At 71.0% G+C, this 24,891-nt stretch carries 16 protein-coding genes and 1 pseudogene; 6 read left to right on the top strand and 11 right to left on the bottom strand.

What is annotated here, in order from left to right:
- Window positions 1-24: 24 nt before the first annotated feature.
- Genes ACIRSS_RS06765 through ACIRSS_RS06750 form a run of 4 tightly spaced genes read right to left on the bottom strand, consistent with a single transcriptional unit; the run spans window position 25 to window position 4,873 of the window.
- Window positions 25-888 carry a carbohydrate ABC transporter permease gene (locus ACIRSS_RS06765; RefSeq protein ID WP_400891433.1) on the bottom strand — a complete coding sequence of 288 codons (864 nt, stop codon included), beginning with the start codon at window positions 886-888 and terminating at the stop codon, window positions 25-27.
- Window positions 885-1,847 carry a carbohydrate ABC transporter permease gene (locus tag ACIRSS_RS06760; protein WP_400891431.1) on the bottom strand — a complete coding sequence of 321 codons (963 nt, stop codon included), beginning with the start codon at window positions 1,845-1,847 and terminating at the stop codon, window positions 885-887. Before ACIRSS_RS06760 ends, ACIRSS_RS06765 begins: the two co-directional genes overlap by 4 nt.
- A complete protein-coding gene (locus ACIRSS_RS06755; protein ID WP_400891429.1) occupies window positions 1,844-3,208 on the bottom strand; it encodes an ABC transporter substrate-binding protein in 1,365 nt (454 codons plus the stop codon). Before ACIRSS_RS06755 ends, ACIRSS_RS06760 begins: the two co-directional genes overlap by 4 nt.
- A gap of 12 nt (window positions 3,209-3,220) precedes the next feature.
- On the bottom strand, window positions 3,221-4,873 hold the full coding sequence (locus ACIRSS_RS06750) for a glycoside hydrolase family 13 protein (protein ID WP_400891428.1): 1,653 nt from the start codon (window positions 4,871-4,873) through the stop codon (window positions 3,221-3,223).
- 96 nt (window positions 4,874-4,969) lie between these two features.
- Between ACIRSS_RS06750 and ACIRSS_RS06745 the strand changes: the two genes are divergently transcribed.
- Window positions 4,970-5,998, top strand: a complete 1,029-nt coding sequence (locus tag ACIRSS_RS06745) for a LacI family DNA-binding transcriptional regulator (protein ID WP_400891426.1) — start codon at window positions 4,970-4,972, stop codon at window positions 5,996-5,998.
- A gap of 19 nt (window positions 5,999-6,017) precedes the next feature.
- Here the strand turns inward: ACIRSS_RS06745 and ACIRSS_RS06740 are convergent, their stop codons facing one another.
- Complete coding sequence (locus ACIRSS_RS06740) at window positions 6,018-8,405, bottom strand: ricin-type beta-trefoil lectin domain protein (RefSeq protein WP_400891424.1); 2,388 nt, start codon at window positions 8,403-8,405, stop codon at window positions 6,018-6,020.
- Between the two features lie 27 nt (window positions 8,406-8,432).
- The gene (locus tag ACIRSS_RS06735; protein ID WP_400891422.1) at window positions 8,433-10,406 is read right to left on the bottom strand and encodes an alpha-L-fucosidase; all 1,974 of its coding nucleotides are present in this window, start codon (window positions 10,404-10,406) and stop codon (window positions 8,433-8,435) included.
- Window positions 10,407-10,662: 256 nt separating this feature from the next.
- Between ACIRSS_RS06735 and ACIRSS_RS06730 the strand changes: the two genes are divergently transcribed.
- The 3 genes and pseudogenes from ACIRSS_RS06730 (at window position 10,663) to ACIRSS_RS06720 (ending at window position 14,452) form a co-directional block, all read left to right on the top strand.
- Window positions 10,663-12,012: a glycoside hydrolase family 43 protein gene (locus ACIRSS_RS06730; protein ID WP_400891420.1), complete on the top strand. Its 1,350-nt coding sequence runs from the start codon at window positions 10,663-10,665 to the stop codon at window positions 12,010-12,012.
- A gap of 22 nt (window positions 12,013-12,034) precedes the next feature.
- Window positions 12,035-13,648 carry a glycoside hydrolase family 27 protein gene (locus ACIRSS_RS06725; RefSeq protein ID WP_400891418.1) on the top strand — a complete coding sequence of 538 codons (1,614 nt, stop codon included), beginning with the start codon at window positions 12,035-12,037 and terminating at the stop codon, window positions 13,646-13,648.
- A gap of 207 nt (window positions 13,649-13,855) precedes the next feature.
- A pseudogene (locus tag ACIRSS_RS06720) lies at window positions 13,856-14,452 on the top strand (transposase).
- Window positions 14,453-14,567: 115 nt separating this feature from the next.
- Here ACIRSS_RS06720 and ACIRSS_RS06715 read toward each other — a convergent pair.
- The 5 genes from ACIRSS_RS06715 to ACIRSS_RS06695 all read right to left on the bottom strand — a co-directional run bounded on the left by ACIRSS_RS06715 (window position 14,568) and on the right by ACIRSS_RS06695 (window position 21,038).
- Entirely contained in the window at window positions 14,568-16,028 is a 1,461-nt protein-coding gene (locus tag ACIRSS_RS06715) for an arabinofuranosidase catalytic domain-containing protein (RefSeq protein ID WP_400891416.1), read from the bottom strand.
- 75 nt (window positions 16,029-16,103) lie between these two features.
- A complete protein-coding gene (locus ACIRSS_RS06710; protein ID WP_400891413.1) occupies window positions 16,104-17,129 on the bottom strand; it encodes a LacI family DNA-binding transcriptional regulator in 1,026 nt (341 codons plus the stop codon).
- 67 nt (window positions 17,130-17,196) lie between these two features.
- Window positions 17,197-18,564: an RICIN domain-containing protein gene (locus tag ACIRSS_RS06705; protein ID WP_400891411.1), complete on the bottom strand. Its 1,368-nt coding sequence runs from the start codon at window positions 18,562-18,564 to the stop codon at window positions 17,197-17,199.
- A 21-nt stretch (window positions 18,565-18,585) separates the two neighbouring features.
- Complete coding sequence (locus tag ACIRSS_RS06700; RefSeq protein ID WP_400891409.1) at window positions 18,586-19,905, bottom strand: PHB depolymerase family esterase; 1,320 nt, start codon at window positions 19,903-19,905, stop codon at window positions 18,586-18,588.
- A 389-nt stretch (window positions 19,906-20,294) separates the two neighbouring features.
- Window positions 20,295-21,038 carry a FadR/GntR family transcriptional regulator gene (locus ACIRSS_RS06695; RefSeq protein ID WP_400891407.1) on the bottom strand — a complete coding sequence of 248 codons (744 nt, stop codon included), beginning with the start codon at window positions 21,036-21,038 and terminating at the stop codon, window positions 20,295-20,297.
- A 230-nt stretch (window positions 21,039-21,268) separates the two neighbouring features.
- Between ACIRSS_RS06695 and ACIRSS_RS06690 the strand changes: the two genes are divergently transcribed.
- Window positions 21,269-23,659, top strand: coding sequence for a ricin-type beta-trefoil lectin domain protein (locus ACIRSS_RS06690; RefSeq protein WP_400891405.1), 2,391 nt, complete (start codon window positions 21,269-21,271; stop codon window positions 23,657-23,659).
- A gap of 17 nt (window positions 23,660-23,676) precedes the next feature.
- Window positions 23,677-24,759, top strand: a complete 1,083-nt coding sequence (locus tag ACIRSS_RS06685; RefSeq protein WP_400891403.1) for a ricin-type beta-trefoil lectin domain protein — start codon at window positions 23,677-23,679, stop codon at window positions 24,757-24,759.
- The last annotated feature ends 132 nt before the right edge of the window (window positions 24,760-24,891 follow it).

Below are 24,891 nucleotides of genomic sequence, written 5' to 3'. Positions count from 1 at the left end.
GCTCCTGAAAGGGGACTGGTGGGGTCAGCCTTTGACCGCGCCGCTGAGTGCGTCGCCGCGCAGCACCAGGCGCTGGAACACGAGGAACAGGGCCACCGGGATGACCGTGGCGATGGCCAGCGCGGCGAGGAAGACGTCGAGCTCGACGAAGGTCTGCAACGCCGGCAGCCGCACCGACAGCGGCTGCACCGCCGGGTCGGGCAGGACCAGCATCGGCCAGAGGAAGTCCTTCCAGGACGCGATGACGGCGAACACCGAGACCACGCCGAGGATCGGTTTCGACATCGGCAGCACGACCGAGACGAAGATACGCACCGGTCCGGCGCCGTCCACCCGGGCCGCTTCGAACACCTCACGCGGCAGGTTCGCGAAGAACCGTTGCACGAGGACGACGTTGAACGCGTTGGCCCCGGACGGCAGCCACACCGCCCAGAACGTGTTGATCAGCGACAGGTCGACCATGCTCAGGTACAGCGGCACGAGCAACACGACCGACGGGACGAACAGCGTCGCCAGCACGATCGCGGTGACCACCTTGTGGTAGCGCGGTTTCAGCACGGCGAGGGCGTACCCGGTGGTCGTGGCGACGAGCAGCTGGACCAGCCACGCGCCGAGCGCCACCCAGATCGTGTTGAGGAAGTACTTGCCGACTTCGACGCGGGTCCACGCCGTCGCCAGGTTGGCGAAGTCGAGGCCGTTCGGCCACAGCGCGAGCGGGTTGCGCAGGGTGTCCTGCGTGGGCGTGACCGCCGCCTTGGCCAGCCACAGCAGCGGGCCGAGACCGGCCGCGAACAACGCGGCCAGCAACGCGCCTTGCAGGGTCCGGGTGAGCCGCCGGACGCCCGGGCGGCGCCATTCCGTCGGGGCGATCAGCCCGCGGTCGCTCATGACGTGCTCCAGGACCGGGTCAGCCGCAGGAACACGGCGGAGAACACCGCGAGGGTCCCGGCGAGCAGGACGCTGAGTGCCGTGGCCGCGCCGTAGTCGCCGCCGAGGCTGTCGGCGAAGGCGTAGTTGTAGATGAGCAGCAGGATCGTCGTGGTCGCGTGCGCCGGGCCGCCGCCGGTGAACAGGAACGGCTCGAGGAACACCTGCGTGGTGCCGATGATCTGCAGGATGAACGTCGTCAGCAGCACCCCGCGCAGGTGCGGGAGGGTGACGTGCCGGACCTTGCCGCGGATGCCGGCGCCGTCGAGTTCGGCGGCTTCGTACAGCTCCGGCGGGACGCTGGTGAGCGCGGCGAGGTAGATGATCACGGTGCTGCCCGCCGCGGCCCACGTCGCTTCGATGACGAGTGACCCCATCGCGGTCGACGCGGACTGCAGCCACGGCACCGGGCCGACGCCGACCAGGCCGAGGATCTTGTTGAACAGGCCGTCCGGGCCGGCGTCGTAGAACACCTTCCACAGCAGCACGGCCACCACCGGCGGGATCACCACCGGCAGGTAGGCCAGCGCGCTGAACAGGCCGCGCGCCTTCCGGACCTCGCTCATCAGGACGGCCAGCGCGAGCGGGACCGGGTAGCCGATCAGCAGCGCCAGCAGGGCGAACAGGCCGGTGTTGCCGACGGCGGTCCAGAACATCGGGTCGCTCAGCACGGTCCGGTAGTTGTCCAGGCCGACGAACTCCGGCGCGGTGACGAGGTTCGTCCGCTGGAAGCTCATCAGGGCGGACTCGCCGATGGGCAGCCAGGCGAAGAGCCCGAAGACGAACAACGCCGGCAGGAGGAACAGCACCGGGGCGAGGCCGCCGCGGCGCGCCCACCGCAGCGGCGTCCGCCGGGGCCGGCCGGCGCGCTCCCGGGCCGGCGCGGGCGTCTTGATCCGGGGTGGCGCCGCGGTCGTCACGACCGGTCCAGCAGAGCCTGGGCCTGGGTCTGGGCGTCCGCGAGCAGCGCGTTGACGTCGGCACCCCGGTCGGTGAGGACCTTCTGGACCACGGTGTCCAGCACGCCGTAGACCTTCTGGGTCGCGCGGGTGGGCTCGGGCAGCAGCGGCTGGTCGAACATCTTGGTGGTGTAGGGCGTCATCTGCGGCAGCGGGACGTTGACGTACTGGCCGATCCACCGCAGCCGCTCGTCGTAGGTCGCCTTGTCGAACACCGGCAGCTCGGGCGAGCCGACCGCCTGCTTGGCGTCCGCGTCGGTCTTCGCGTCGGCCTGCGCCGCGGCCTGGTCGGTCAGCTTGCGCAGGTAGTAGAAGTCGATCCACTTCACCGCGGCCGATTGGGTCTTCTTCGACGCCTTGACGTTCACGACGGCCAGGGTGCCGCCGCCGAGGGCGCCGGCGTCCGGGCCGGTGAGCGGCAGCGCGGTCACGCCGTAGTCGGCGGGTTTGATCGCGTTCTGGGCCAGGAGGTCCTTGTAGTTGCCGCCGCCGGAGACGTACATGCCGATCCGGCCGGCGGCGAAGTCCTGGTTGATGCCGTTCCAGTCGTAGAGGAAGTTCGCGCCCATGCTGTTGTCGTCCCAGCGCATCGCGCGCAGGTTCTGCAGCACCTGCCGCAGCTGCGGAGTGTCGAGGGTGGCGGTGGCCTTGCCGCCGTCGAGCTTCTCGGTGCGGCCGCCGAACGCGTAGTCCTGGGTGACGAGGATCCAGCCGCCGGTGTTGTCCTTGGTCATCTGGGCGTAGCCGGCGGCGCCGGTGCGCTCGGCGATCCGCTTCGCATCGGCGCGCACTTCGTCCCAAGTGGACGGTGGCCGGTCCGGGTCGAGGCCCGCTTGTTCGAACAGCGTGCGGTTGTAGTGCAACGCCTGCGTGTAAGCCGCGATCGGGATCGCTTCCTGCTTGCCCGACGCGTCCTGGCCCGTCTTCGCGACCTCGGGGTTGAACTTCCCCGCGTAGGGCAGCTGGGCGACGTCGCCGCTGATGTCGGCGATCTGGTGGCGCTCGATCAGGCCGCGCCCGTCGGTGAACGGGACGGTGACGACGTCCGGCAGCGTGCCGCCGGCCAGCTGCGCCGTGAACTTGGTCGGGTCCCACTTGAACTCCTGGACGACCAGGTCGATCCCGGGGTTCGCCTGCTCGAACTGCGCGACGCGGGCGTTGAACGCGTCGACGGCGCTCTTGTCCTGGCCGGGCTCGAGGGCGACCTTGACGACGGTCTTCCCGTCGGCGGTGGTGTCCCCGCCGCTGTCGGTGCCGCAGGCCGCGAGCACCGTCAGGCCGAGTGCGGCGGTGAGGACGGTGGCGAAGGTTTTCGAGGACATCCTTGTCCCTCCTTAGTTCCGAAGGCGCAGCCAGACGGCGGTGTCGGCGGGCAGCAGCCCGCGGTCGAGCGCGCCGCTGCTCAGCAGGACCTCTGCCTCCGGCAGCGGCTGGGGTTCGGCGGTGAAGTTGACCAGGCAGGCGAAGTCGTCGCCGCGGTGGAAACCGAGCACGCCCTCGGGGGTGTCCAGCCAGGCGAACTCCTCGCCGGTCAGCGCCGGGGTCGTGCGGCGCAGTTCGAGGGCAGCGCGGTAGAGCGTCAGCATCGACGTCGGCGATTTCTCCTGGCTCTGCACCGAAAGCCCGGCCCACTCCGGCGGCTGGGGCAGCCACGCCGTCGCGTGAGGGTCGACGCTGAAGCCGTGGGTGGCGCCGGATTCGTTCCACGGCAACGGGACGCGGCAGCCGTCGCGGCCGGGGTCGGTGCCCCCGGTGCGGTGGAAGACCGGGTCCTGGCGGGCTTCGGCCGGCAGATCGTCCACTTCGGGCAGCCCGAGCTCGTCACCCTGGTAGATGTAGAGGGATCCGGGCAGGGCCGCGGACAGCAGTGCCGCGGCGCGCGCCCGGCGGTGGCCGAGCGCGAGGTCCGTCGGGACGTCGAACGTGCGGGCGTGCAGGAACGAGCTGTCCTCGCGGCCGTAGCGGGTGACGGGCCGGGTGACGTCGTGGTTGGACAGCACCCACGTCGGCGCCGCCTGGACCGGCCGGTGGCTGGCGAGGGTCTCGGTGATCGACTCCCGCAGCTGCCCGGCGTCCCACGGGCGGCGCATGAAGTCGAAGTTGAAGGCGCTGTGCATCTCGTCCGGGCGCAGGTAGCGGGCGAACCGGGCCGCGTCGTCCAGCCACACTTCGCCGATCAGCACGCGCTTTTCGGGGTAGGAGTCGGCGACGGCGCGCCAGGAGCGGTAGATCTGGTGCACCTCGTCGCGGTCGACGAACGGGTGCGGACCCCCTTCGTCCAGCTCCGGCAGCGCGGGGTCCTTGACCGGCATGGTCGCGGAGTCGATCCGCACGCCGGCGACGCCGCGGTCGAACCAGAAGCACAGGACGTCCTCGTGCTCGCGCCGCACCTCCGGGTGGCTCCAGTTGAGGTCGGGCTGCTCCGAGGCGAACAGGTGCAGGTACCACTCCCCCGGCCGGCCGTCCGGTTCCGTCACCCGGGTCCAGGCCGGGCCGCCGAACGTCGAGGGCCAGTCGGTCGGCGGCAGCTCGCCGCCTTCGCCCCGGCCCTCGCGGAACCAGAACCGTTGCCGCTGCGGTGATCCCGGCCCGGCGGCCACCGCTTCGGTGAACCACGCGTGCCGGTCCGAGACGTGGTTCGGGACGACGTCCACAATGGTCCGGATGCCGTGCTCGCGCGCCTCGGAGATGAGCGCTTCGGCCTCGGCGAGCGTGCCGAAGGCGGGGTCGATCGCCCGGTAGTCGGCGACGTCGTACCCGCCGTCGGCCAGCGGCGAGGCGTACCACGGCGTGAACCACAGGGCGTCGACGCCGAGCGAGGCCAGGTACGGCAGGCGGGACCGGACGCCGGCGAGGTCGCCGGTGCCGTCGCCGTCGCCGTCGGCGAAGCTGCGCGGGTAAACCTGGTACACGACGGCGGTGCGCCACCACCGGTCCCGGGTGGTGTCCGGCGGCGCGGCCACGGTCGGTGAGCTGAGGGTCGTCAACGGTCCCCCTTGAAGGGTTTAGCGCTATACCTGATGGCAGGACGGTAATGTGCGCTTGATACGCTGTCAACACTCGAGCCGGGAAGGACGGTGCGCGTGCGGGTCACACTGCGAGAGGTCGCCGAAGAGGCGGGCGTCAGCATGATGACCGTGTCGAACGTGATGAACGGCAAGGCGGCGCGGGTGTCGGCCGCCACCCGCGAGCGCGTGCACCGGATCGCCGCGGACATGGGGTACGTGCCGAGCGCGTCGGCCCGCAGCCTGGCGAGCAGCTCGTCGAAGCTGATCGGCCTGCTGGTCCCCGCGGCCGACGACGACAGCCTGATGATCAGCCCCCACCACATGGCGATCGCCGGCCACGTCGAGCGGGCGCTGCGCAAGTCGGGCTACCACTTGCTGCTCCGCGGCATCGCGCGGCTGGAGGAGGTGACCGAGGCGCTGCATTCGTGGAGCCTCGACGGCGCGATCCTGCTGGGGTTCGTGGACGAGCAGATCGACAAGCTGACGAAAGCGACGGCGGGCCCGGTCCCGATGGTGGCGATCGACAGCTACTCCCGCAACCGCCTCACGACGGGCCCCCGTTCGGATGACTTCGTCGGCGCGCGCCTGGCCGCCGCGCACCTTCTCTCACTGGGTCACCGGGAGATCGTGTTCGCGGGTCCGTCGTTCGGCCGGGCCGGGGTGGTCCACGAGCGGTTCGAGGGCTTCCGCGCGGCGTTCACCGAGGCGGGGGTCACCTGGGACCCGTCCCTGGTCGAGGTCGTCAACACGACGCACGCCGAGGGGGTCGAGTGCGGTTCGACGCTGCTCCGGCGGCACCCGACGGCCACGGCGGTGTTCGCGACGGCGGACATCCTGGCGGTCGGGATCATGGAGGGCCTGACCGCGGCGGGCGCGGTGATCCCCCGGGACGTCTCGGTGGTCGGCTTCGACGACCTGGAGTTCAGCGAGTACGTGACACCGAAGCTGACGACGGTCGCCCAGGACATCGGCCGCAAGGGCGCGACGGCGGTGGCGATGCTGGTGGAGGCGATCGAGCAGCGGACCCGGCCGCGCCGTCCGGTCACCTTGGACGTCAGCCTCACCGTCCGCGACTCGACCGCCCCACCGTCCGAACGTCGTTGACGCGCCGGCCGGGCCGCCGCTAGCTCCGGGTCCACTGCTGGGAGCCGCCGGCCACGCAGGTCTGCAGGGTCACCGGCGTGCTGTTCGCCGTGCCGCCGCTCGGGGCGAGGCACAGTCCGGACGCGACTCCGGTGATCGTGCCGTCGGTGTTGGTGGTCCACTGCTGGTTGGCGCCGCCCGTGCAGTCCCAGATGATCGCCCGGGTGCCGGGGGTGGTGGCGGCGCCTTCGGCGTCGAGGCACTTGCCGCCGTACACCAGCAGCTGCTTGCCGGACGTCAGCGTCCACTGCTGGTTGCTCCCGCCGTTGCAGTCCCACAGCGCCACCTGGGTGCCGTTGGCCTGCGACACGTTCGGGACGTCGAGGCAGCGGCCCGAACCGGTGTTGCGCAGCACCGACGTCGACCCGCCACCCGAGCCCGTCACGGCCAGGTTGTCGAACTGGGCGGTCTCCCCCTGGCTGGTGCCGATGCCGACCTGGCCGGCCGCGAAGGTGGTGTCGGTGACCGTCCCGAGCACGACGCCGTCGGCCGAAGCGGTGATGGTGCTGCCGGAGAAGCCCAGCGCCAGCTTGTGCCACCGGTTGGTGCCCAGCGCGGCCGTCGTGCCGCTGCGCAGCGTCGTGACCTGCTGGCTGGTGTTGTTGCGCTGGATCGACCACGCGCCGGTGTCGCTGATCCGCAGGTAGTACGCGTTGACCGCGCCCTGGTTGCCCGTGTCCTGCGAGCCGACGCGGCCGAGCAGCTGGACGTACCCCGGCTTTTCCAGCAGCACGTCCACGTTGACCGTGTAGGTGCTCCAGGCGACGTTGCCCAGCAACGCGTACGGATCGGTCGTCTTCTTCCACGGGATCGCCTTCTGGGGCGCGGCTTGGCGCACGCAGGTGCCGGCGCGCCCGGCGCCGCAGGACGACGTCTCGAACGCGCCCTCCATGTCCATCAGGTACTTGGCTTCCTTGCCGGTCGCGTAGCCGTCGAAGTCGTCGCTGTAGGGCAGGTTCAGCGAACCCTGGGACGGGCCGGCCGCGGTGCCCTTGCCCTGCCCGGTGGTCGTCGTGACCGTGTACAGGTAGCCGGGCTGGGCGGTCAGGGAGAACGCGCCGCCGGACGGCGTGATGTCGGCCGTGTGCACGAAGTGGTCGGCCGGGTTGTTCGAGTTCAGGTTGGTCGCCCACACGTGAACCTGGCCGGTGGACAGCCCGCCGGTGGTCGTGAAGTTCAGCGTCTGGGCCGAAGTGGCGTCCATCGTCTCGATGATCGTGCTGTGGTCACCGGTGTTCGGGGACCTCAAGGACACGTAGCTGCCGTTGGCGCGGTTGCCGCCGAGGTACCCGCTCGAGGCGTCGAGGTACTTCCAGCCGGGCGCGGTGAACTGCGTGGTGTGCGCCAGCGCCCACGTGTCCTTGCCGACCGAGTAGGAGCCCGACCACGGCTGGTTGGCCAGCACCAGCCCGACGGTCGGCCACGGGATGTTCGGCGTGGTGGCGGCGATGAGGTCCCAGTTGAGGTACGCGGTCATCTTGCCGTCGAGGTAGACGCGGTTGATGCCGCGGGCCAGCGGCTTGGCGCCGTCGTTGTAGTCCTGCGAACCGTTCTCGCTGGACCACAGCGTTTTACCCGTGTTCGTGACGCTGGACGGGACGCTGCACGACGTCTGCGCGCTGAGGTAGCCGCACGTGTAGTGGGCGCTGAGCACGTCGGTCGCGGTGCGGTAGGCCGTGTTCGTCGAGATCGCGCTCGCGGGCCCCCAGTCCCCCGGCCACGAGTCGCCGGAGATGAGCTTGACGGCGTTGTACCCGTTGGCGTTGAGCGCGTTGCGGATCGTAACGGTCCAGTCGGCGCTCCACTGCTTCTCGTTCTGGACGGTCGTGAGGTAGTCGATGGTCAGCCCGTGCTGCTTCGCGCACCCGAGCCACGAAAGGTAGTAATCGGTCAGGTCGTTGGAGAAGAACGTGCCGTTGCCGATCCAGCCCGGCGCGCCCCACGGCAGGCCCACGAGCTTGATGCCGGGGTTGCGCGCCTTGGCCTGCTCCATGATCCACCACTCGTACCCGCGGTTGCAGTCGAGATCACCGCGGAAGTGCGCGTGGCTGGGTTCCGCGCCGCTGGTGGAGTTGGTGTCCCCGCCCATCTCCACCTTGAGGATCTGCAGGGCGGCGCCGTACCCCGGCTTGAAGAGGTAGTCGAGGATCTGGCCGCGCTGGGGCTCGGGGTAGTCGATCAGCAGGCGGCTGTTGCCGCCCCCGCCGCTGACCGCGCCGACGCCGTCGAACGTCCGGCCGGCCGAACCGCCGTCGAGCGTGATCGAGGTGGCGGCCTGGGCCGGCGCGGTGCCGGCCGCGACGCCGGCGGCCACGAGGACGGTGGCGACCACCGCGGCTCGCACCCGCCGCAGCAGGGTTCGGGGCATGGCAGCTCTCTCTTCCGGCGAAGGGGTTCAGACGGCCGTGACGGTCCACTGGTTGTTGGTGCTGCCGTTCGGGGCCCACAGGACCACCGCCGAGCCGGACGTGGCGTTGCCCGCGCCGTCGAGCGCGGTGCCGGTGGCCCGGTTGACGATCTGGTAGCGGCCGTTGCCCAGCGAGGCCAGGCGCCACTGCTGGTTGTCGCTCCCGGTCCACGCGGCCTGCACGGCGTTGACGCCGTTGCCGGTGCGGCCGCCGCTGTCGGCGACCATGCCGTTGGTGCGGTTGACGATCCGGTGGTAGCCGGTGCCGAGGTCCACCAGCTGCCACTGCAGGTTCGCCGAGCCGTCGTAGGACCACTGCTTGAGCACCGACCCGGCCGCGACGTTCCCGCCGCTGTCGAGCGCCAGACCGGTCGTGACGTTGGCGATCCGCACCCAGCTCGTGGGAACCGGGCCCGAGCCCAGCGCGGGGATCTGGCCGGCGAACGCCAGCTTCACCACGTACGCCGGCGCGCTGAACGGCGCGGTGGCCGACGGCATCCGGATGTGCAGCCCGGAACCGTCCTGGGTGCGGTCGGGCAGGTCGGTGTACGACCCGGCGGTGGAACCGAGCAGCTGCACGGTCTTCAGCGTGCCGAGGTCGATCCGGCCCGAGCCGAGCGTCGTGATGTCCAGCGTGCCGCCCGGCCAGCCCAGGACCGTGGCGTAGAGGACGGTGTTGTCCTTGCCGCGGGTGAACCGGATGTCGCGGTTGGTGCCCTCGCGCGGCGTGGTGAACGAGCCACCGCCCATCTGCGTCGGGCCCTCGCCGAAGGCCGACCACGCGCGGGTGGCGTAGATCGACTCGCCGAAGCGGCCGAGGTAGTCGCCGATGCCGAGCAGGATGGTCCGCTGCCCGGACGGGATCGTGCCGTCGGCCATCGGCGCGATGTTGAGCAGCATGGTGCCGTTCTTGCTGACGCGGTCGATCAGCGCGTGCAGCATCGCCTTCATCGAGTAGTAGCCGATGCCGGTCGTGTAGCACCAGCTGGAGCTGGAAATGCTGTCGTCGGTCAGCCAGTACGGGTTCTGGATGTCGCCGGGCCCGCCGCGCTCGAAGTCGAAGACCTCGCCCCGGTTGTCGAACCCGTCCTTGTAGGTGGCGACGACGTCCTTGTTCCAGGCGACGGCCTTGTTGTAGTAGTGCGCCAGGAAGTCCAGCCGCCGGGACTCGTCGACGTGGGACAGGTTGAAGTCCTGCCAGAGCAGGTCCGGCTGGTAGCCGTCGACGACCTCGGCCAGCTTGTCGTACCAGAGCTGGTTTTCCGCGGCCGAGCCCAGCTGGCCGTACAGCTTGCGCAGGCTCGCGTCCGACTGCGCCGGCACGTGGTCGTAGTAGCCGGTGAAGTGGTAGGCGTGGTGCAGCGACACCATGAACTTCAGGCCGCGGGCCCGGATCGCGTCGGCGTGCAGCCGCACGAGGTCCAGCCGCGGTCCTTTGGCGACCGAGTTCCATTCGTTGACGGCGCTGTTCCACATCGAGAAGCCGTCGTGGTGCTCGGCGACCGGCCCGGCGAACTTCGCGCCGGCGTCGGCGAACAGCTGCGCCCACTCCGCCGGGTCGAAGTTCCCGCCCGCGGACTTGAGCTTCGGCGCGAACTGCACCCAGTTGCCCGCCTTGTCGCGCGCCCCGTTGACGAAGTTGTGGTACGGCCACGCCGACGGGTCGCCGTACACGGCCTTGTGGTGGTTGTTCTCGCTGGACCCGCCGATGTACATGTTCCGGGGGTACCACTCGTTGCCGAACGCCGGCACGCTGAAGACGCCCCAGTGGAAGTAGATGCCGAACTTGGCGTCCTGGAACCACTCCGCGGCGGGCGGGTGCTGGTCGACCGACGACCACGCGGGCGTGTAGCTGCCGGGTCCCGCGGTGGCCGACGCGGTCCCGGCGCGCAGGAGACCGGCCGCCGCCGCGCCGCCGACCGTGAACAAGCCCAGTGCTGTGCGACGGCTGAACTCGGTCATGTCGGGAAAGCCTCCTCGGCTCCGGATTGCGTTAGCGCTAACACGATCTGTCTAGGCTCGGGCATTGCCGACGGTCAAGCCTTTGCCGGGCACGGAATCGGGGAATATCCGGAAATCCCAGCGTGAACCATCCGCGCGAGGGTGTAACTTTCACGCCCTGCGGCGACTGCTTGTGAGCGTGAACATCGCCGTGCCACACTGCTCCTCGCCTGGCCTCGGAGCGCGAGCAACGGTGACCACCATCGAAGGAGCACCCGTGAAAGCCGCCACCCTCGTCGTCGTGCTGCTGTGCGCTCTCGGGCTGTTCCCGGCCCCGGCCGTGGCGGACAACCCGATCGTCCAGACCATCTACACCGCCGACCCGGCACCGCTGGTGTACAACGGCCGCGTCTACCTCTACACCGGGCACGACGAGGACGGCTCGACGAACTACACCATGAAGGAATGGCGGGTGTGGTCCTCGGCGGACATGGTGAACTGGACCGACCACGGATCGCCGTTGAACCTCGCCAGTTTCAGCTGGGCGAGCGCGAACGCCTGGGCGGGCCAGACGGTCTACCGGAACGGCAAGTTCTACTGGTACGTCCCGATGACGGTCCGGGCGACCGGCGCGATGGCCATCGGCGTCGCCGTGTCGACCAGCCCGACCGGGCCGTTCAGCGACGCACTCGGGCACCCGCTCGTCGCCAACGGCGAATTCGACCCGACGGTGTTCATCGACGACAACGGGCAGGCCTACCTGTACTGGGGCAACCCGCACCTGTGGTACGTGAAGCTGAACCCCGACATGATCTCCTACTCCGGCGCGGTGACCCAGATCCCGCTCACCACCGCCGGGTTCGGCACGCGCACGGGGAACGCGAGCCGGCCGACGCTGTTCGAGGAAGGCCCCTGGGTCTACAAGCGCAACGGCTTGTACTACAACGTCTTCGCGGCGAGGTGCTGCTCCGAGTTCATCGCGTATTCGACCGCGCCCGGCCCCACCGGGCCGTGGACCTACCGCGGGACGGTGATGCCGACCCAGGGCGCCAGTTTCACCAACCACCCGGGGTTGATCGACTTCAACGGGAACTCCTACTTCTTCTACCACAACGGCGCTTTGCCGGGCGGCAGCGGCTACACGCGTTCGGTGGCCGTGGAGAAGTTCACCTACAACGCCGACGGCTCCATCCCGACGATCACCATGACCACCACCGGCGCGCCGCAGGTGGGCACGTTGAACCCGTACACGCGGCAGGAAGCCGAGACGATCGCCTGGGAGTCGGGCGTCGAGACCGAGCCGTCCAGCGAGGGCGGGATGAACGTCGGCTACCTCGAGAACGGCGACTGGATCAAGGTCAAGGGCGCCGCTTTCGGTTCCGGCGCCCGGTCTTTCACCGCGCGAGTCGCCTCCGCGGCGGCCGGCGGGCGGATCGAGCTGCGGCTGGACAGCACCGGCGGCCCCCTTGTCGGCACCTGCACCGTCGGGGGCACCGGTGGCTGGCAGACCTGGACGAGCGTGTCCTGCCCGGTGTCCGGAGCCACCGGGACGCACGACCTGTACCTCCGGTTCACCGGCGGCAGCGGCTACCTGTTCAACGTGAACTGGTGGCAGTTCGCGGCCTGACGACTTCGGGAAAGGGGCGACGATGCCCGTTCGACCGCGTCACCTGCTCACCGCCGCGGCCACCGCACTGGCCGTGCTCACCGTGCCGACGACCGGCGTCGCCGCGCCCGGCAGCCCGGCGCTCACCCCGCCACTGGGCTGGAACAGCTGGAACAGCTTCGGCTGCGGCGTCAGCGAAACCGCGATCCGCCAGGCGGCCGACGCGATGGTCTCGTCCGGGATGAAGGACGCGGGCTACCAGTACGTCGTCGTCGACGACTGCTGGTTCGACCCGCAACGCGACTCCCAAGGCGCGTTGCGCGCCAGCTCGTCGAAGTTCCCGAGCGGGATGAAGGCCTTGGGCGACTACATCCACAGCCGGGGCCTGAAGTTCGGCATCTACCAGGTGCCGACCGACCGCACCTGCGCCCAGCGCACCGGCACCTACCCCGGCTCGACCGGCAGCGCCGGGCACGAGGTCCAGGACGCCGGGACGTTCGCTTCCTGGGGCGTCGACTACCTCAAGTACGACTGGTGCTCCCCCGCCGGCACGCGCGACGAGCAGGTCGCCCGGTTCACGGTGATGCGCGACGCGCTGCGCGCCACCGGCCGCCCGATCGTCTACAGCATCAACCCCAACAGCTACCACGCCATCACCGGCGACAAGTACGACTGGGGCCAGGTCGCCGACCTCTGGCGCACCACCGAGGACCTCCTCGACATCTGGCAGAACGGCAACACCAACAGCTACCCGATGGGCGTGGGCAACGTCCTCGACGTCACCGCCCCGCTCGCCGCCCAGGCCGGCCCGGGGCACTGGAACGACCCGGACATGCTCGTGGTCGGACGGCCCGGGCTGACGCTGACCGAGTCCCGCGCCCACTTCGCCCTGTGGGCCCTCATGGCCGCGCCGCTGATGGCGGGCAACGACATCCGTACGATGTCCGCCGACATCAGCGCCGTGCTCCGCAACCCGCGGCTGCTGGCGGTCGACCAGGACCGGCTCGGCGCGGGTGGCCGCCGGGTGCGCGACGACGGCGACGTCGAGGTGTTCGCCAAGCCGCTGGCCGACGGGTCGGTCGCGGTCGGGCTGCTCAACCGCGGCGGAGGGACCACGACCGTGAGCACGACCGCGGCGCAGATCGGGCTGGCCGGCTCGGCGTTCACCCTGACCGACCTGTGGACGGGCGCGACGTCGACGACCGGCGGCGCGATCAGCGCGAGCGTGCCCGCGCACGGCGTCGCGGCGTACCGGGTGTCCGGCGGTTCCCCGCGAGCGGCCACGACGTCCCGCCTGCGCGGCACGGCATCCGGGCGCTGCCTCGACGTCGACAACGCCTCGACGGCCGCCGGGGCGGGCACGCTGATCTGGGACTGCCAGACCGCGGCTAACCAGCTGTGGACCACTTGGGACAACGGCGAGATCCGGGTGTTCGGCGACAAGTGCCTCAGCGGTGCCACGAGCGGGGCCCGGGTGACGAGCATGCCGTGCACAGGGCAGGACGACCAGAGGTGGACGTTCGCCGCGGACGGTTCGGTGCGCAACGTCCGTTCCGGACTGTGCCTGGACGCCGAAGGGGCAGCCACGGCCAACGGGACCCACGCGATCCTGTGGTCCTGCAACGGCCAGCCGAACCAGCGCTGGAGCCGCGCCTGATCCGCACGGTGACCAGCCGAACGCCCGAGCCGTCCTCCGATGGGATGGCTCGGGCGTTTCGCTTTCCTCCGATGGCTATCGCAGCCTCGGCGGTCGCGGCCCACGGATCACCCTCGGCGGGCCAGCCGAAGCCGATGACTTAGGGGTCAGTCAGAATGAGTCGGCGTGTCTTCTTGCCAGGACTGCAGCCCTTTCCAGAATCTTGGTGTGCGTGAGGAGGTTCTGACTGACCAGCTGTGGCAGCGGCTCGAGCCGCTCCTTCCCGAGCACCCAGGGCGTTTCCGCTACCCGGGCCGCAAGCGCGCCGACGACCGTGCCGGTCAGCCGTCGCCAGCAGGAGGCGCCGAACAGCGCGGTGGGAAGGCGGTTCCAGTCGATGCCGGTGCCGGACTGCTGGACCTCTCCGCCGCGCTGGTCGACTCCACCCACCTGCGGGCCCTCAAAGGGGGAGAACGCCGGCCCCAGCCCGGTCGACCGGCGCAAGCTTGGCTACGAGCACCACCTGATCACCGACGCCCACGGCCCCCGCTCGCTGTCACGCTCACCGGCGGCCCATCGCGATGAAGTCACCCAACTGATTTCCCTGCTCGACGCCATCCCGTCGATCCGGGGCGTGGTCGGCAAGACACGGCGCCGACCACGGCTCCGGCCTCGGCACCATCCGCTGGCCCGTCGAACGCACCTTCGCCTGGCTCAAGAACTTCCGCGCCTACGCATCCGCACCGAACGACGAGCCGAGTGCACCAAGCCATCCTCAGCCTCGCCTGCTCCGTGATCTGCCTCCGCGAACTCATTCTGAACTGACCCCTTACGCAGCCCCCGGCACCCGCCACCTCCCGACCACCCACCCGGCGAGACAGCCGGACGCCCGAGCCGTCCACCAGCGGCTCGGGCGTCCGGTTCTCCCCGGCGGGTGGCCTCAGCGGTAGCCGGCCGCGACGATGTTCGCCTGGACCGCGTTCTCCGTCGCGTCGGACGGATAGCCCGCGACCATCGCCCCTTCGTAGAACGTTCCCGCGCTCAGGTTCGCGCCGCCGCCCGGCTTGCAGCAGTCGCCGCCGCTGCCCAGGACGATCGCTCCCTGCTTCTTCATCGGGCTGTACCCGCTCGGGAGCCCGCCGTCCCACAGCGTCGTGAGGCCGCCGGACTGGGCGTCGCTGCCCTTGAGCGCGAACCGGGACGTCCCGTTGTTCTTCAGCACCGCCGTGACGAACTTGCTGCCGAACGCCCGCTGGTTCGGGTTCCACGTCTGGCTGCCGCCGGGGTAGAGCCCCCACTCGAGGTCGGCCTGCACCCACGGCCCGGTTCCGGAGCAGCCGCCGAACCAGCACTCCTTGCCGAAGTTGATCGCGTCCATGGCGCCGGCCGCGTCGGCCTTGCGGGTCGTTTCGCTGTTGCCGTAGTCGAAGCAGCAGCCGCTGTTGACGTGCGTCCCGCTGGTCACCATGTACATGCCCTCGGGCGCGCTGCCGGTGGGCACGCCGGTCAGGTGACCGTCGCGCCAGTAGCTGTTGCCCGGGTTGATGTACAGCGAATACGCCTTGCTGCCGCCGACCGCGAGCGACTCCGTGGTCGCCTTCGCGGGGCTGCTCTGGCTGGAACCCGGCACCACGCTCGACCCTTGGTACCACAGGTCGTTCCCGCGCCCGGACTGGTCGTAGACCACCGTGATGACGCAGGAAGTGCCGCTGCAGAAAGAGTCCTGGGCCGTGGCGTCCGCGACGCCGCCCGCCGTCAGGACGCCGACGTTGCGGGTCGCGTTGTCGGACGCGCGCCGGACCTGGTACAGGCTCCCGTTGTAGGACCCGTACAGCGCGCGGACCGTGCTGTGCGCGGCGACGCACGGCGTGCCCCCCGACGCGTAGATGTCGCACGGGCCCGTGCCGGACGGCGGGGTGGTGGTCCCGCTCGTCCACCGCTGGTTGCTCTGGCCGTGGCACGTCCACAGGATGACCGCGGTGCCGTTGGCCGTCCCGGCGCCGTTCACGTCGAGGCACAGCCCGGACTGGACGCCGGTGATCGTCCCGTCGGCGTTCTGCCGCCACTGCTGGTTCGCCCCGCCGGTGCAGGACCAGATGATCACCTCCGTCCCGGGCGCCGTCCGGTTGCCGTAGGCGTCCACGCACCGCGTCCCGTTCAGCGTCCGCAGCTCGCCGGCGCCGGTGAACTCGAAGGCCTGGCTCGCCTGGCCGGTGCAGTCCCGGATCTCCAGCGCCGTGCCCGGGGTGTCGACGCCGCCCGTCACGTTCAGGCACCGGCCCGACGCCGCGCTCGTGAGCGACGCCGGCGCCGCGGCCGCCGGTACCGCGCCGGCCAGTGCGGCCGCCACCAGGGCGGCGAGGACCAGCACGGCCCGCACCGGGTTGACTCGAGTGGTCACGAATCCTCCTTCGGGCACCGCGGCGCGCCGCAGCGCCATTGTTAGCGCTAACACTTAAGTGGTGAGGTGTCCCGTTCATCCGGAAATGCGGGCGACGAGCTCGGTGTCGAGCACCGCGCAGCGGGGCCCGGCCGAGCCGCCGAGCATCGCGAGCAGCTCGCCCGTCATCCGGGCGCCCATCTCTTCGATCGGCTGGCGGACGGTGGTGAGCGGCGGGTCCGTGCGCCGGCCGATCGGCAGGTCGTCGAACCCGATGACGGCCACGTCGCCGGGCACCCGGCGGCCCGCGCGGCGCAGCGCCCGCATCGCGCCGACCGCCATCATGTCCGACGCGGCGAAGATGGCGTCGACGTTCGGCCGGCGGTCCAGCAGGCGGGCGGTGGCGTGCTCGCCGGAGGCCTGGCCGAAGTCCCCGAACACCACCAGCCCCCGGTCGCCGTGCCCGGCGCCCGCCACCGCCTGCCGGTAGCCGAGCAGCCGGTCCACGCCGGCGGTCATGTCCTGGGGCCCGGCGATGGTCGCCACCGTGCGCCGGCCCGCGTCCAGGAAGCGCTGGGTGGCCCGCTGGGCGCCGCCGCGGTTGTCCACGTCGACGTAGGAGTACCGGCCGGGTTCCCGGCCGCAGACCGGACGGCCGCCGAACACCACCGGGATGCCGAGCCAGCCCAGGTCGAGCGGGCGGCGGCCGTGCATCCCGATGACCAGGGCGCCGTCGACGTGGCCGCCGTCGAGGAACCGGACGACCGGGGCCTGGTAGTCCTCCGTCGCCGGCACGGTGAGCAGCACCAGCTGCAGGCCGACGCCGGTCAGCGCCTTGCCGGCTCCGGCGGCGATGCGGGCGAAGTAGGGATCGGCGAACAGCCGCGGGACTTCTTCGCACACCACCATGGCGACCGAGCCGGTGGGCCCGGCCGCCGCCCGCGCGGCCCGCTGGCGGGCGTAGCCCAGCTCCGACATCGCCGACTCGACCTGCTTGCGCGTTTTCGGCCGGACGCGGGGAAAGCCGTTGAGCACGCGGGACGCGGTGGCGGTCGACACCCCGGCCGCCCGCGCGACGTCGGCGAGGGTCGGACGGAGTTCGGGTGACTCGACGGAGGACACGTTCGCTCTCCCAAGACGTCGTTGTCTTCGTGGGCTCGCTCGAGGATAGCGCCGGATCCGGGCCGCCTCAGGCGCGCTGGATCCGGAACCGCTGGTTGGCGGCACCGGTGTACGTCCACTGGGACACCCGCGCGCCGTCGGCGCTCGAGGCTTCCCAGACGTCCATCGCCAGGCCGCTCAGCCGGTTGACCAGGCTGACCACGCCGCCGCCCTGGTCGGTGACCCGCCACTGCTGCGCGGGGGCGCCGGAGTCGGGTTGCTGCGTGATGTCCGCGCCGGTGGCGGAACCGGCCACCTGGAGCACCAGGCCGCTGTGCCGGGCCCGGATCCGGTAGTAGCCGTCGCCGGAGTCGAGGAAGTCGAACTGCTGGTTTTGGCCACCGGTGGCCGTCCACTGCTGCAGCGGGGCACCGGCGGCGGTGGAGACGCCGCTGATGTCCAGGAGCTTGCCGCTGTGCTCGGCCGCCAGGGTGTAGTTCACGCCGACCTGCACCGGCGACCCGGACGGCGGGGTCGGCGAACCGAACTGCGTGATGAACTTCCACACCTCGCCCGAGGTCCAGGTCTGCCAGCCGCTGCAGGCGCACCCGTCGCGCGGGCCGGGGTCGTGGCCGCCATCGAACGCGGCCCAGACCACCGGGTAGCCGGCCCGGCAGCCGGAGTAGGCGGTGACGATGTGGGTGTGGCTCCCGCTCGCGGGTTCCGGCGGGTTCTGCGGGGTGCACCCGTTGTTGCGGACGAACTGGTCACGCAGCGACCGTCCGGACGCGATGGGCAGGACGTTGTCCCCGATGCCGTGCATGCCGATGTAGGCGACGGGCTGGGTGCCGCCGCTGCACCCGCTGAGGTTCGCCCCGGAGTAGACGGCGACCGCGCGGAACACCGTCGGCCGCGCGCAGGCCAGCGCGTAGCTCATCGCGGCGCCGTAGCTGAAGCCGCCCGCGAAGACCTGCGAAGTGTCGACGCACAACGCCGCCTCGAGCTGCCTCAGCAGGTCGTCGACGAACGTCACGTCCTGGCCGCCGGGGTTGGCCCAGCCGTTGCCGTTGCCCTGGGGCGCCACGAAGATCGTGCTGTTGCCCGCGCTGTCCGCGAGCCGCCGGAGCCCGTAGTACGACCAGTTGTAGCCGTCGGTCCCACCGGAGTCGACGTCGTTGGCCGTGCCGCCGCGCCAGTGCAGCCCGACGAACAGCCGGTACGGGTGGCTGTTGTCGTAGTTCGCCGGCACCCGCAGGATGTAGCTGCGGTTCTGGCCGCCGCTGGAGATCGTGTGGTTGCCGCTCGCCAGGCCGGGCGCGGTCCCGCAGCCCGCGGTGCCCGCGGCGGCCACCGACGGCGACGGCCCGCCGGCGACGGCGGCTTGGGCGGTGCCGATCCCGGGCGTCGCCAGCAGCGCCCCGATCGCGACGGACGTGAACAGCCGTCTGAACCTCATCACGGAAGCTCCTTCCACCGGTCAGTTCCGGGTCCATTGCTGGGTGGCCGCGTGGGTGCAGGTCCCCAGCCGCACGGCGGTGCCGTTGCCGGTCGCGCCCGCGAGTTCCAGGCAGAGCCCCGACTGCGTCGCGGTGACCGAGCCGTCGGAGCCGATCCGCCACTGCTGGTTGGCCCCGCCGTGGCACGCCCAGATGATCGCGGCCGTGCCGGGCGTGGTCCCGGCGCCTTCGGCGTCCAGGCAGCGCAGCGAGCCGCCGGAGTAGACGGTCAGCTCCCCGGCGGCGGTGGCCGTCCACGTCTGGTTCCCGCCGCCGTGGCAGTCCCAGATCTGCGTCCGGGTGCCCTGGGTGGTCGACTGGCCCGGCACGTCCAGGCACCGGCCCGCGGCCACCGAACGCACCGGCGCGCCGGTGGTCCCGCTCGCGCCGCTGTCGAGACCGAGGAAGGAAATCGCGTACGCGAGCATTCCCGCCTGCGGCAGGGTGTGGCCGGTGCCCGCGATCGTGATGCCCTCGACGGGGGCCTGGGTCCCGGTGCCGCCGTAGCGGTTCCGGGTCCACGACGACTGCGGGTGGTCGGTGGCCGACGGCGTCTGGCCCAGCCCGCGCAGCGCGGTCCACTGCTTGATCTCTTCGCCGTAGTTCGGGTACGCCAGCGTGGTGTCCTGGTCGCCGTGCCACAGCTGCATCCGGGGGTAGGCGCCGGTGTAGCCGGGGTACATCGCGTGCGCCTGGTCGGCCCACTGCTGCGCGGACTTGATGACGTTCCCGCCCGCGCACTGGCTGTTCCAGAGCGAACCGTCGGTGGTGGCGAAGCACCCGGCGGGCACCCCGGAGAACGCGGCACCGGCGGCGAAGACGTCGGGGTATTCGGCGGCCAGGACGTTGGTCATCATGGCGCCCGAGGAGAAGCCGCTGACCACGATCCGGCCCGGATCGACGTTGTAGTGCTGGCGGGTCCAGGCCACCATCGCCATGATGCCGGTGGTGTCGCTGCCGCCGTCGCGGGTGAGGCCCGCTTTCGTGGACACGTCGAAGCAATGGCCGTCCCGGGTCGCCTCGGGGACGACGATCACGTAGCCGTAGCGGTCGGCCGCCGTCGCGTAGTCGTGCCCGTTGCCGTTGAAGATCGCGCTCGCCGACCCGCCGCAGTAGTGCACCAGCACGAGCAGGGCCGGCTTGGGCGCCACGTTGTCCGGCACGTACAGGTACATGCCGAGGTTGGTCGGGTTGGCGCCGAACCCGGTGACGCGGGTCAACGCGGCGGCCGCGGCCGGCCGGGCGGTCGCGAACACCACCGCGAGGGGCAGCAGGAGGAGGAAGACGAGCAGACGTTTCACCGCAGGCTCCATCGCCGGTCGGCCTGGCCCCCGCGGGACCACGGGAACCCGGTACTGGTGTTCGCGCTAACATTCGACCGTTGACCGGGTTGCCCGGTGCGGCCGGAGTCGTCCACTGTGGACAGGACGTGCGGGAGGGCCGCGCGCAGAGTACGGGACAGCGTCGTCACGGGTACTCCTCTTCGGGAGCGCAAGGAGCGCGCGGGGTGCGCGCTGCGAAACCGCCCGGTTACCGACCGAACGGACTCCAGCCAAGATAGGAGCCGCCGGTGGCAAAGGTCAATCCATCGTGAAAATTACCCACCGGCACCGGATCCCCGCCCGGAGTCCACAAAGGAATGAACTCACGGCGGGCTTCCCGGGCCGGGCCCGGGGAGTCCGCGGTGAGCTCATCGGCCGAAGACGCGGCGCTGGATCTCCCGGCGGTAGTCCTCCAAGGTGTTGTCGAGGTGCACGGCGACCGCGGCGGCCGCCGCGTCCGGATCGCCGTCGCGGATCGCCCGGTGGATCGCGGCGTGTTCGTCGATCGCGCCCGCCGCGTGCCCGCCGACCGTGCCGGACATCCCGATGGCGTTCGACTGGCGCTGCAGGCGGCGGGCTTCGCGCACGGACGCCACGAGGAACTGGTTGTGCGACGCGGTGGCGATCCCGAGGTGGAAGTCGTCGTCGCCGCGGTCGAACAGCGCGGACCGGCCGGTCAGGTGCCCTTGGCGGCAGGTCTCGGCGGCGGTCTCGATCGCGCGCAGCTCCGCCGGGGTGGCGTTGACCGCCGCCAGCCGGGCGGCGGCGGTCTCCTGGACCCGGCGGAACTCGAACAGCATGTAGACGTGGTCGAGGTCGGTGGGCAGGAAGAAGCCGCCCCAGCGCGAAGCGCCGAGCATGCCCTCGTCGTCGGACACATACAGCCCCCGCCCCTTGTGCGCACGTACCCGGCCGATCGCCGAGAGGATCTTGACGGCCTCCCGCACGACGGTCCGGCTGGTCCCCATCCGCGCCGCCAGCTCGACCTCCGTCGGCATCCGGTCACCGGGCCTCAGCCCCAGCTCGGCGATCAGCTGCAGGATCTGCTCGGCCACCAGTTCGTAGCCGGGCCGGTACGGGGCCGGCAGCGCGGTCTTCTCATCACCGGTCACCCGATGAGTATGACTCAAGGGGCGCCGGCCAGTGACCATACCTCGGGGCCCCGCACTCCGGTCAACACTCGCGAGCCCGGCGTGAAATTTACATGCATCCCCGCAGTTGGACGCGGTGAAAGCCGCTCGGTTCGCGTCCTCGCTTGACGCGATTCGGCTCATGGCCCCATATGAGTCCGACACATCCGCCGCGGTCCGCGGGCCGGAACCACAGCGAAGTGGGGTAGCCGATGAGGGGTCGACCACGCGGCACGCGGCCGCGCACCGGATCCGTGACCGCCGCGCTCGCCGCCGCCCTCGTGGTGAGCGCGCTCGCCGCGCCGCCCGCCCACGCCGCGGCCGTCACCATCGCCGTGGCCCCGGGCGGCGACGACGCCAACCCCGGCACCCCCGAGCAGCCCGTCGCCACCCCGGCCAAGGCGCAGCAGCTGGCCCGTGCCCAGTCGGGCGCCGGTGACGTGGTCGTGCAGCTCGCCGGCGGCACCTACCGGCTCGCCGCCCCGCTGACGTTCACCAGCGCCGACTCCGGGCAGAACGGCCACACCGTCACCTGGCAGGCCGCGGCCGGCCAGACGCCGATCCTGTCCGGCGGCTCTTCGGTCACCGGCTGGACGGTGCAGGACGCGAACCAGAACATCTGGGTGGCGTCCGTGCCGCAGGGGTCCGACTCCCGGCAGCTGTTCGTCGACGGCGCATTGGCGCCACGCGCGTCGATCCCGATCTCGCGCGGCGACGTGCAGGTCACGACGTCCGGCCTGACCATCGTCAACTCCGCGCTGAACTACCTCGCCACGCTGCCGCGGCAGAACCGGATCGAGGTGGAGAGCCAGAACTCCTTCACCGACCGGTACTCCCCCGTCGACCACGTCAGCGGCACGTCGATCGTCATGCAGCAACCCGCGTGGAACAACAACAACTGGGGCTACGACACCCTCGCCAAGCCCTTCGGCGGTGGCCAGCTGTACCTGGAGAACTCCTACTCGTTCCTGAAGAACGCCGGCCAGTGGTACCTGGACCCGCAGGCCGGCAAGCTCTACTACAAGGCCCCCGGCGGGTGGGTCCCCGGCAGCCACGACGTCGAGCTGCCGCGGCTGACGTCGCTCCTGCGGATCAGCGGCAGCTACGACAACCCGGTGCGGGGCCTCACCTTCAAGGGCCTGCACTTCGAGCACACGACGTGGCTCACGCCGGGCACCTCGGCCGGCTACGCGAACCAGCAGAGCGGCACGTTCCTCGCGGCCGCGGCGCCGATGCCGGGTGACTTCCTCGGCTCGTGCCAGTCGGGCTGCCCGCTGTTCGAGGGCGCGCGCAACAGCTGGGCGCAGGCCCCGGCCGCCGTCCAGGTCTCGGCCGCCACCGGGATCACGTTCAGCGGCAACACCTTCACCCACCTCGGGCAGGTGGCGCTGGGCATCGGCAACGACGCCGACGCGCACGCGTCCGGGGTCGGTCTCGGGGCGTCGTCGATCACCGTGGACCACAACACCTTCACCGAGGACTCCGGCGCCGGCATCGTCGTCGGCGGCGTGCGGCCCGACGCCCACCACCCGTCGAACGCGGCGATGACCGACCGGGACATCACGCTGTCGGACAACACGGTGAGCCGGGTCGCGCTGGACTACCGGGAAATGGCCGGCATCCTGTCGACGTACGTCACGCACGCCGTGATCACGCACAACGACGTGGCGAACCTGACCTACGACGGGATCGACGTCGGCTGGGGCTGGGGCGCGAACGACCCGGGCGGCAGCCAGGACTACCGCAACCGCGGCCTGTACGACTACCAGCCCGTGTACTCCACCGCGACGACGTTGCGGGACACCGTCGTCAGCTACAACCGGGTGCACGGCACGAAGAAGCTCATGCACGACGGCGGGAGCATCTACAACCTGTCCGCGAACCCCGGCAGCTCCATCGACCACAACCACGTCTACGACAACAACCGCACGGTCGGCCTTTACCTGGACGAAGGTTCGCGGTACGTGAGCCTGTCGGCCAACGTGATCCAGGACTCCGGGGTCTGGGCCTTCACCAACGCCAGTGGCAGCAACAACACCGACGACAGCACCTTCAGCGGCAACTGGTACAACGGCGGCGCGACCAACGTCGCCACCGGGCCGCCGCACAACAACGTGCTGAGCGGCAACGTCCAGGTGAGCGGCACCAGCTGGCCGTCGGACGCCCAGCAGGTCATCGCCGCCGTGGGCCCGCGCGGTACCGGTCCGGCCGCGAGCCCGGTGCGCGCGGCCGGGGCGGGCAAGTGCCTGGACGTCAACGGCGTGAGCACCACGCCCGGTGCCCAGGTGCAGATCTGGGACTGCAACGGCGGCCCCAACCAGTCCTGGACCCGGACCACCGCGGGCGAGCTGACCGTCTACAGCGGCGACAGCACCCGCTGCCTGGACGCGTCCGGGCAGGGCACCACCCCGGGCACCAAGGTCGTCGTCTGGACCTGCAACGGCGGCGCCAACCAGCGCTGGCAGGTCACGCCGGCCGGCGCCGTCACCGGTGTCCAATCCGGACTGTGCCTGGACGTGACCGACGGCGGGACCGCCAACGGCACCGCCGTCCGGCTCTGGACCTGCACCGGGCAAGCCAACCAGAAGTGGACCTTCGGCTGACCGATCGAGGAGTTTCCATGAGAATCCGGTTCATCGCGGCCGCGACGGCCCTGTTCCTGAGCGCGTTGCTCCCCGGCACCCCGGCGGCCGCCGAATCCAACGGCGGGGTCCGGGTCATGCCGCTGGGCGACTCCATCACCGAGGGCACCCAGGTCCCCGGCGGGTACCGGATCGGGCTGTGGCAGCGCCTGAGCGCGGGCGGCTACCGCGTCGACTTCACCGGCTCGCAGTACAACGGCCCGGCCACCCTCGGCGACCACGACCACGAGGGCCACCCGGGCTGGCGCATCGACCAGATCGACGCGAACGTCGTCACCTGGCTGCGCAACACCGGCTCGCACACGGTCCTGCTGCACATCGGCACCAACGACATCCTGCAGAACTACGACGTCGGCCGCGCACCCGCCCGGCTGTCCGGGCTGATCGACCACATCACCGCGACCACGCCGGACGCCGAAGTCTTCGTCGCCACGATCATCCCGCTCGCCAACTCCGGCCAGGAGTCCGCGGCCCGCACGTTCAACTCAGCGATCCCGGGGATCGTGCAGAGCAACCAGAACGCGGGGAAGCATGTGCACCTGGTGGACATGCACTCCGCGCTGACCACCGGCGACCTGACCGACGGTGTCCACCCCACGGCCACCGGGTACGACAAGATGGCCGCCACCTGGTTCGCCGCGCTGCAGTCGGTGCCCGGGAGCATCGGCACCCCGGGGACGTCCACCGCGCGGCAGATCGTCGGCGCGCAGTCGGGCCGGTGCGTGGACGCCGCGACCGCGGCCAACGGCACCCAGGTGCGGCTGCAGGACTGCGGCGGGCAGGCCGGCCAGGCGTGGACCCGGGCGGGCCAGGAGCTGACCGTCGGCGGGACCAAGTGCCTCGACGCGTCCGGCCACGGGACGGCCAACGGCACGCCGGTGATCGTCTGGGACTGCCACGGCCAGGCCAACCAGCAGTGGACCGTCACCTCGAACGGCACGATCACCGGCGTCCAGTCGGGGCTCTGCCTCGACGCGTACGGGCAGGGCACCGCCAACGGCACCCAGCTGGTCCTGTGGACCTGCAGCGGGCAGGCGAACCAGCAGTGGACGCTGCGCTAGGAGGCGACGAGATGGCCCGAGTGCTCGTGCTGACCGGTGACGCCGCGTTCGCCGACGGACCCGATGTCGTCGACGGTGCGATGTCCTGCCGCGGCGGGCCGGACCTGCCGGCGACGACAACTGCCTCACCCC

The organism is Amycolatopsis sp. NPDC101161 (assembly GCF_044768185.1).
In the GTDB taxonomy this organism is placed as follows: domain Bacteria; phylum Actinomycetota; class Actinomycetes; order Mycobacteriales; family Pseudonocardiaceae; genus Amycolatopsis.
This window is presented reverse-complemented; position numbering and strand designations above follow the sequence as displayed.

Coding starts and splice junctions, on each gene's coding strand:
- ACIRSS_RS06765 (WP_400891433.1), bottom strand. CDS start 888: ATGAGCGACCGCGGGCTGATCGCCCCGACGGAATGGCGCCGCCCGGGC.
- ACIRSS_RS06755 (WP_400891429.1), bottom strand. CDS start 3,208: ATGTCCTCGAAAACCTTCGCCACCGTCCTCACCGCCGCACTCGGCCTG.
- ACIRSS_RS06740 (WP_400891424.1), bottom strand. CDS start 8,405: ATGCCCCGAACCCTGCTGCGGCGGGTGCGAGCCGCGGTGGTCGCCACC.
- ACIRSS_RS06735 (WP_400891422.1), bottom strand. CDS start 10,406: ATGACCGAGTTCAGCCGTCGCACAGCACTGGGCTTGTTCACGGTCGGC.
- ACIRSS_RS06725 (WP_400891418.1), top strand. CDS start 12,035: ATGCCCGTTCGACCGCGTCACCTGCTCACCGCCGCGGCCACCGCACTG.
- ACIRSS_RS06705 (WP_400891411.1), bottom strand. CDS start 18,564: ATGAGGTTCAGACGGCTGTTCACGTCCGTCGCGATCGGGGCGCTGCTG.
- ACIRSS_RS06690 (WP_400891405.1), top strand. CDS start 21,269: ATGAGGGGTCGACCACGCGGCACGCGGCCGCGCACCGGATCCGTGACC.
- ACIRSS_RS06685 (WP_400891403.1), top strand. CDS start 23,677: ATGAGAATCCGGTTCATCGCGGCCGCGACGGCCCTGTTCCTGAGCGCG.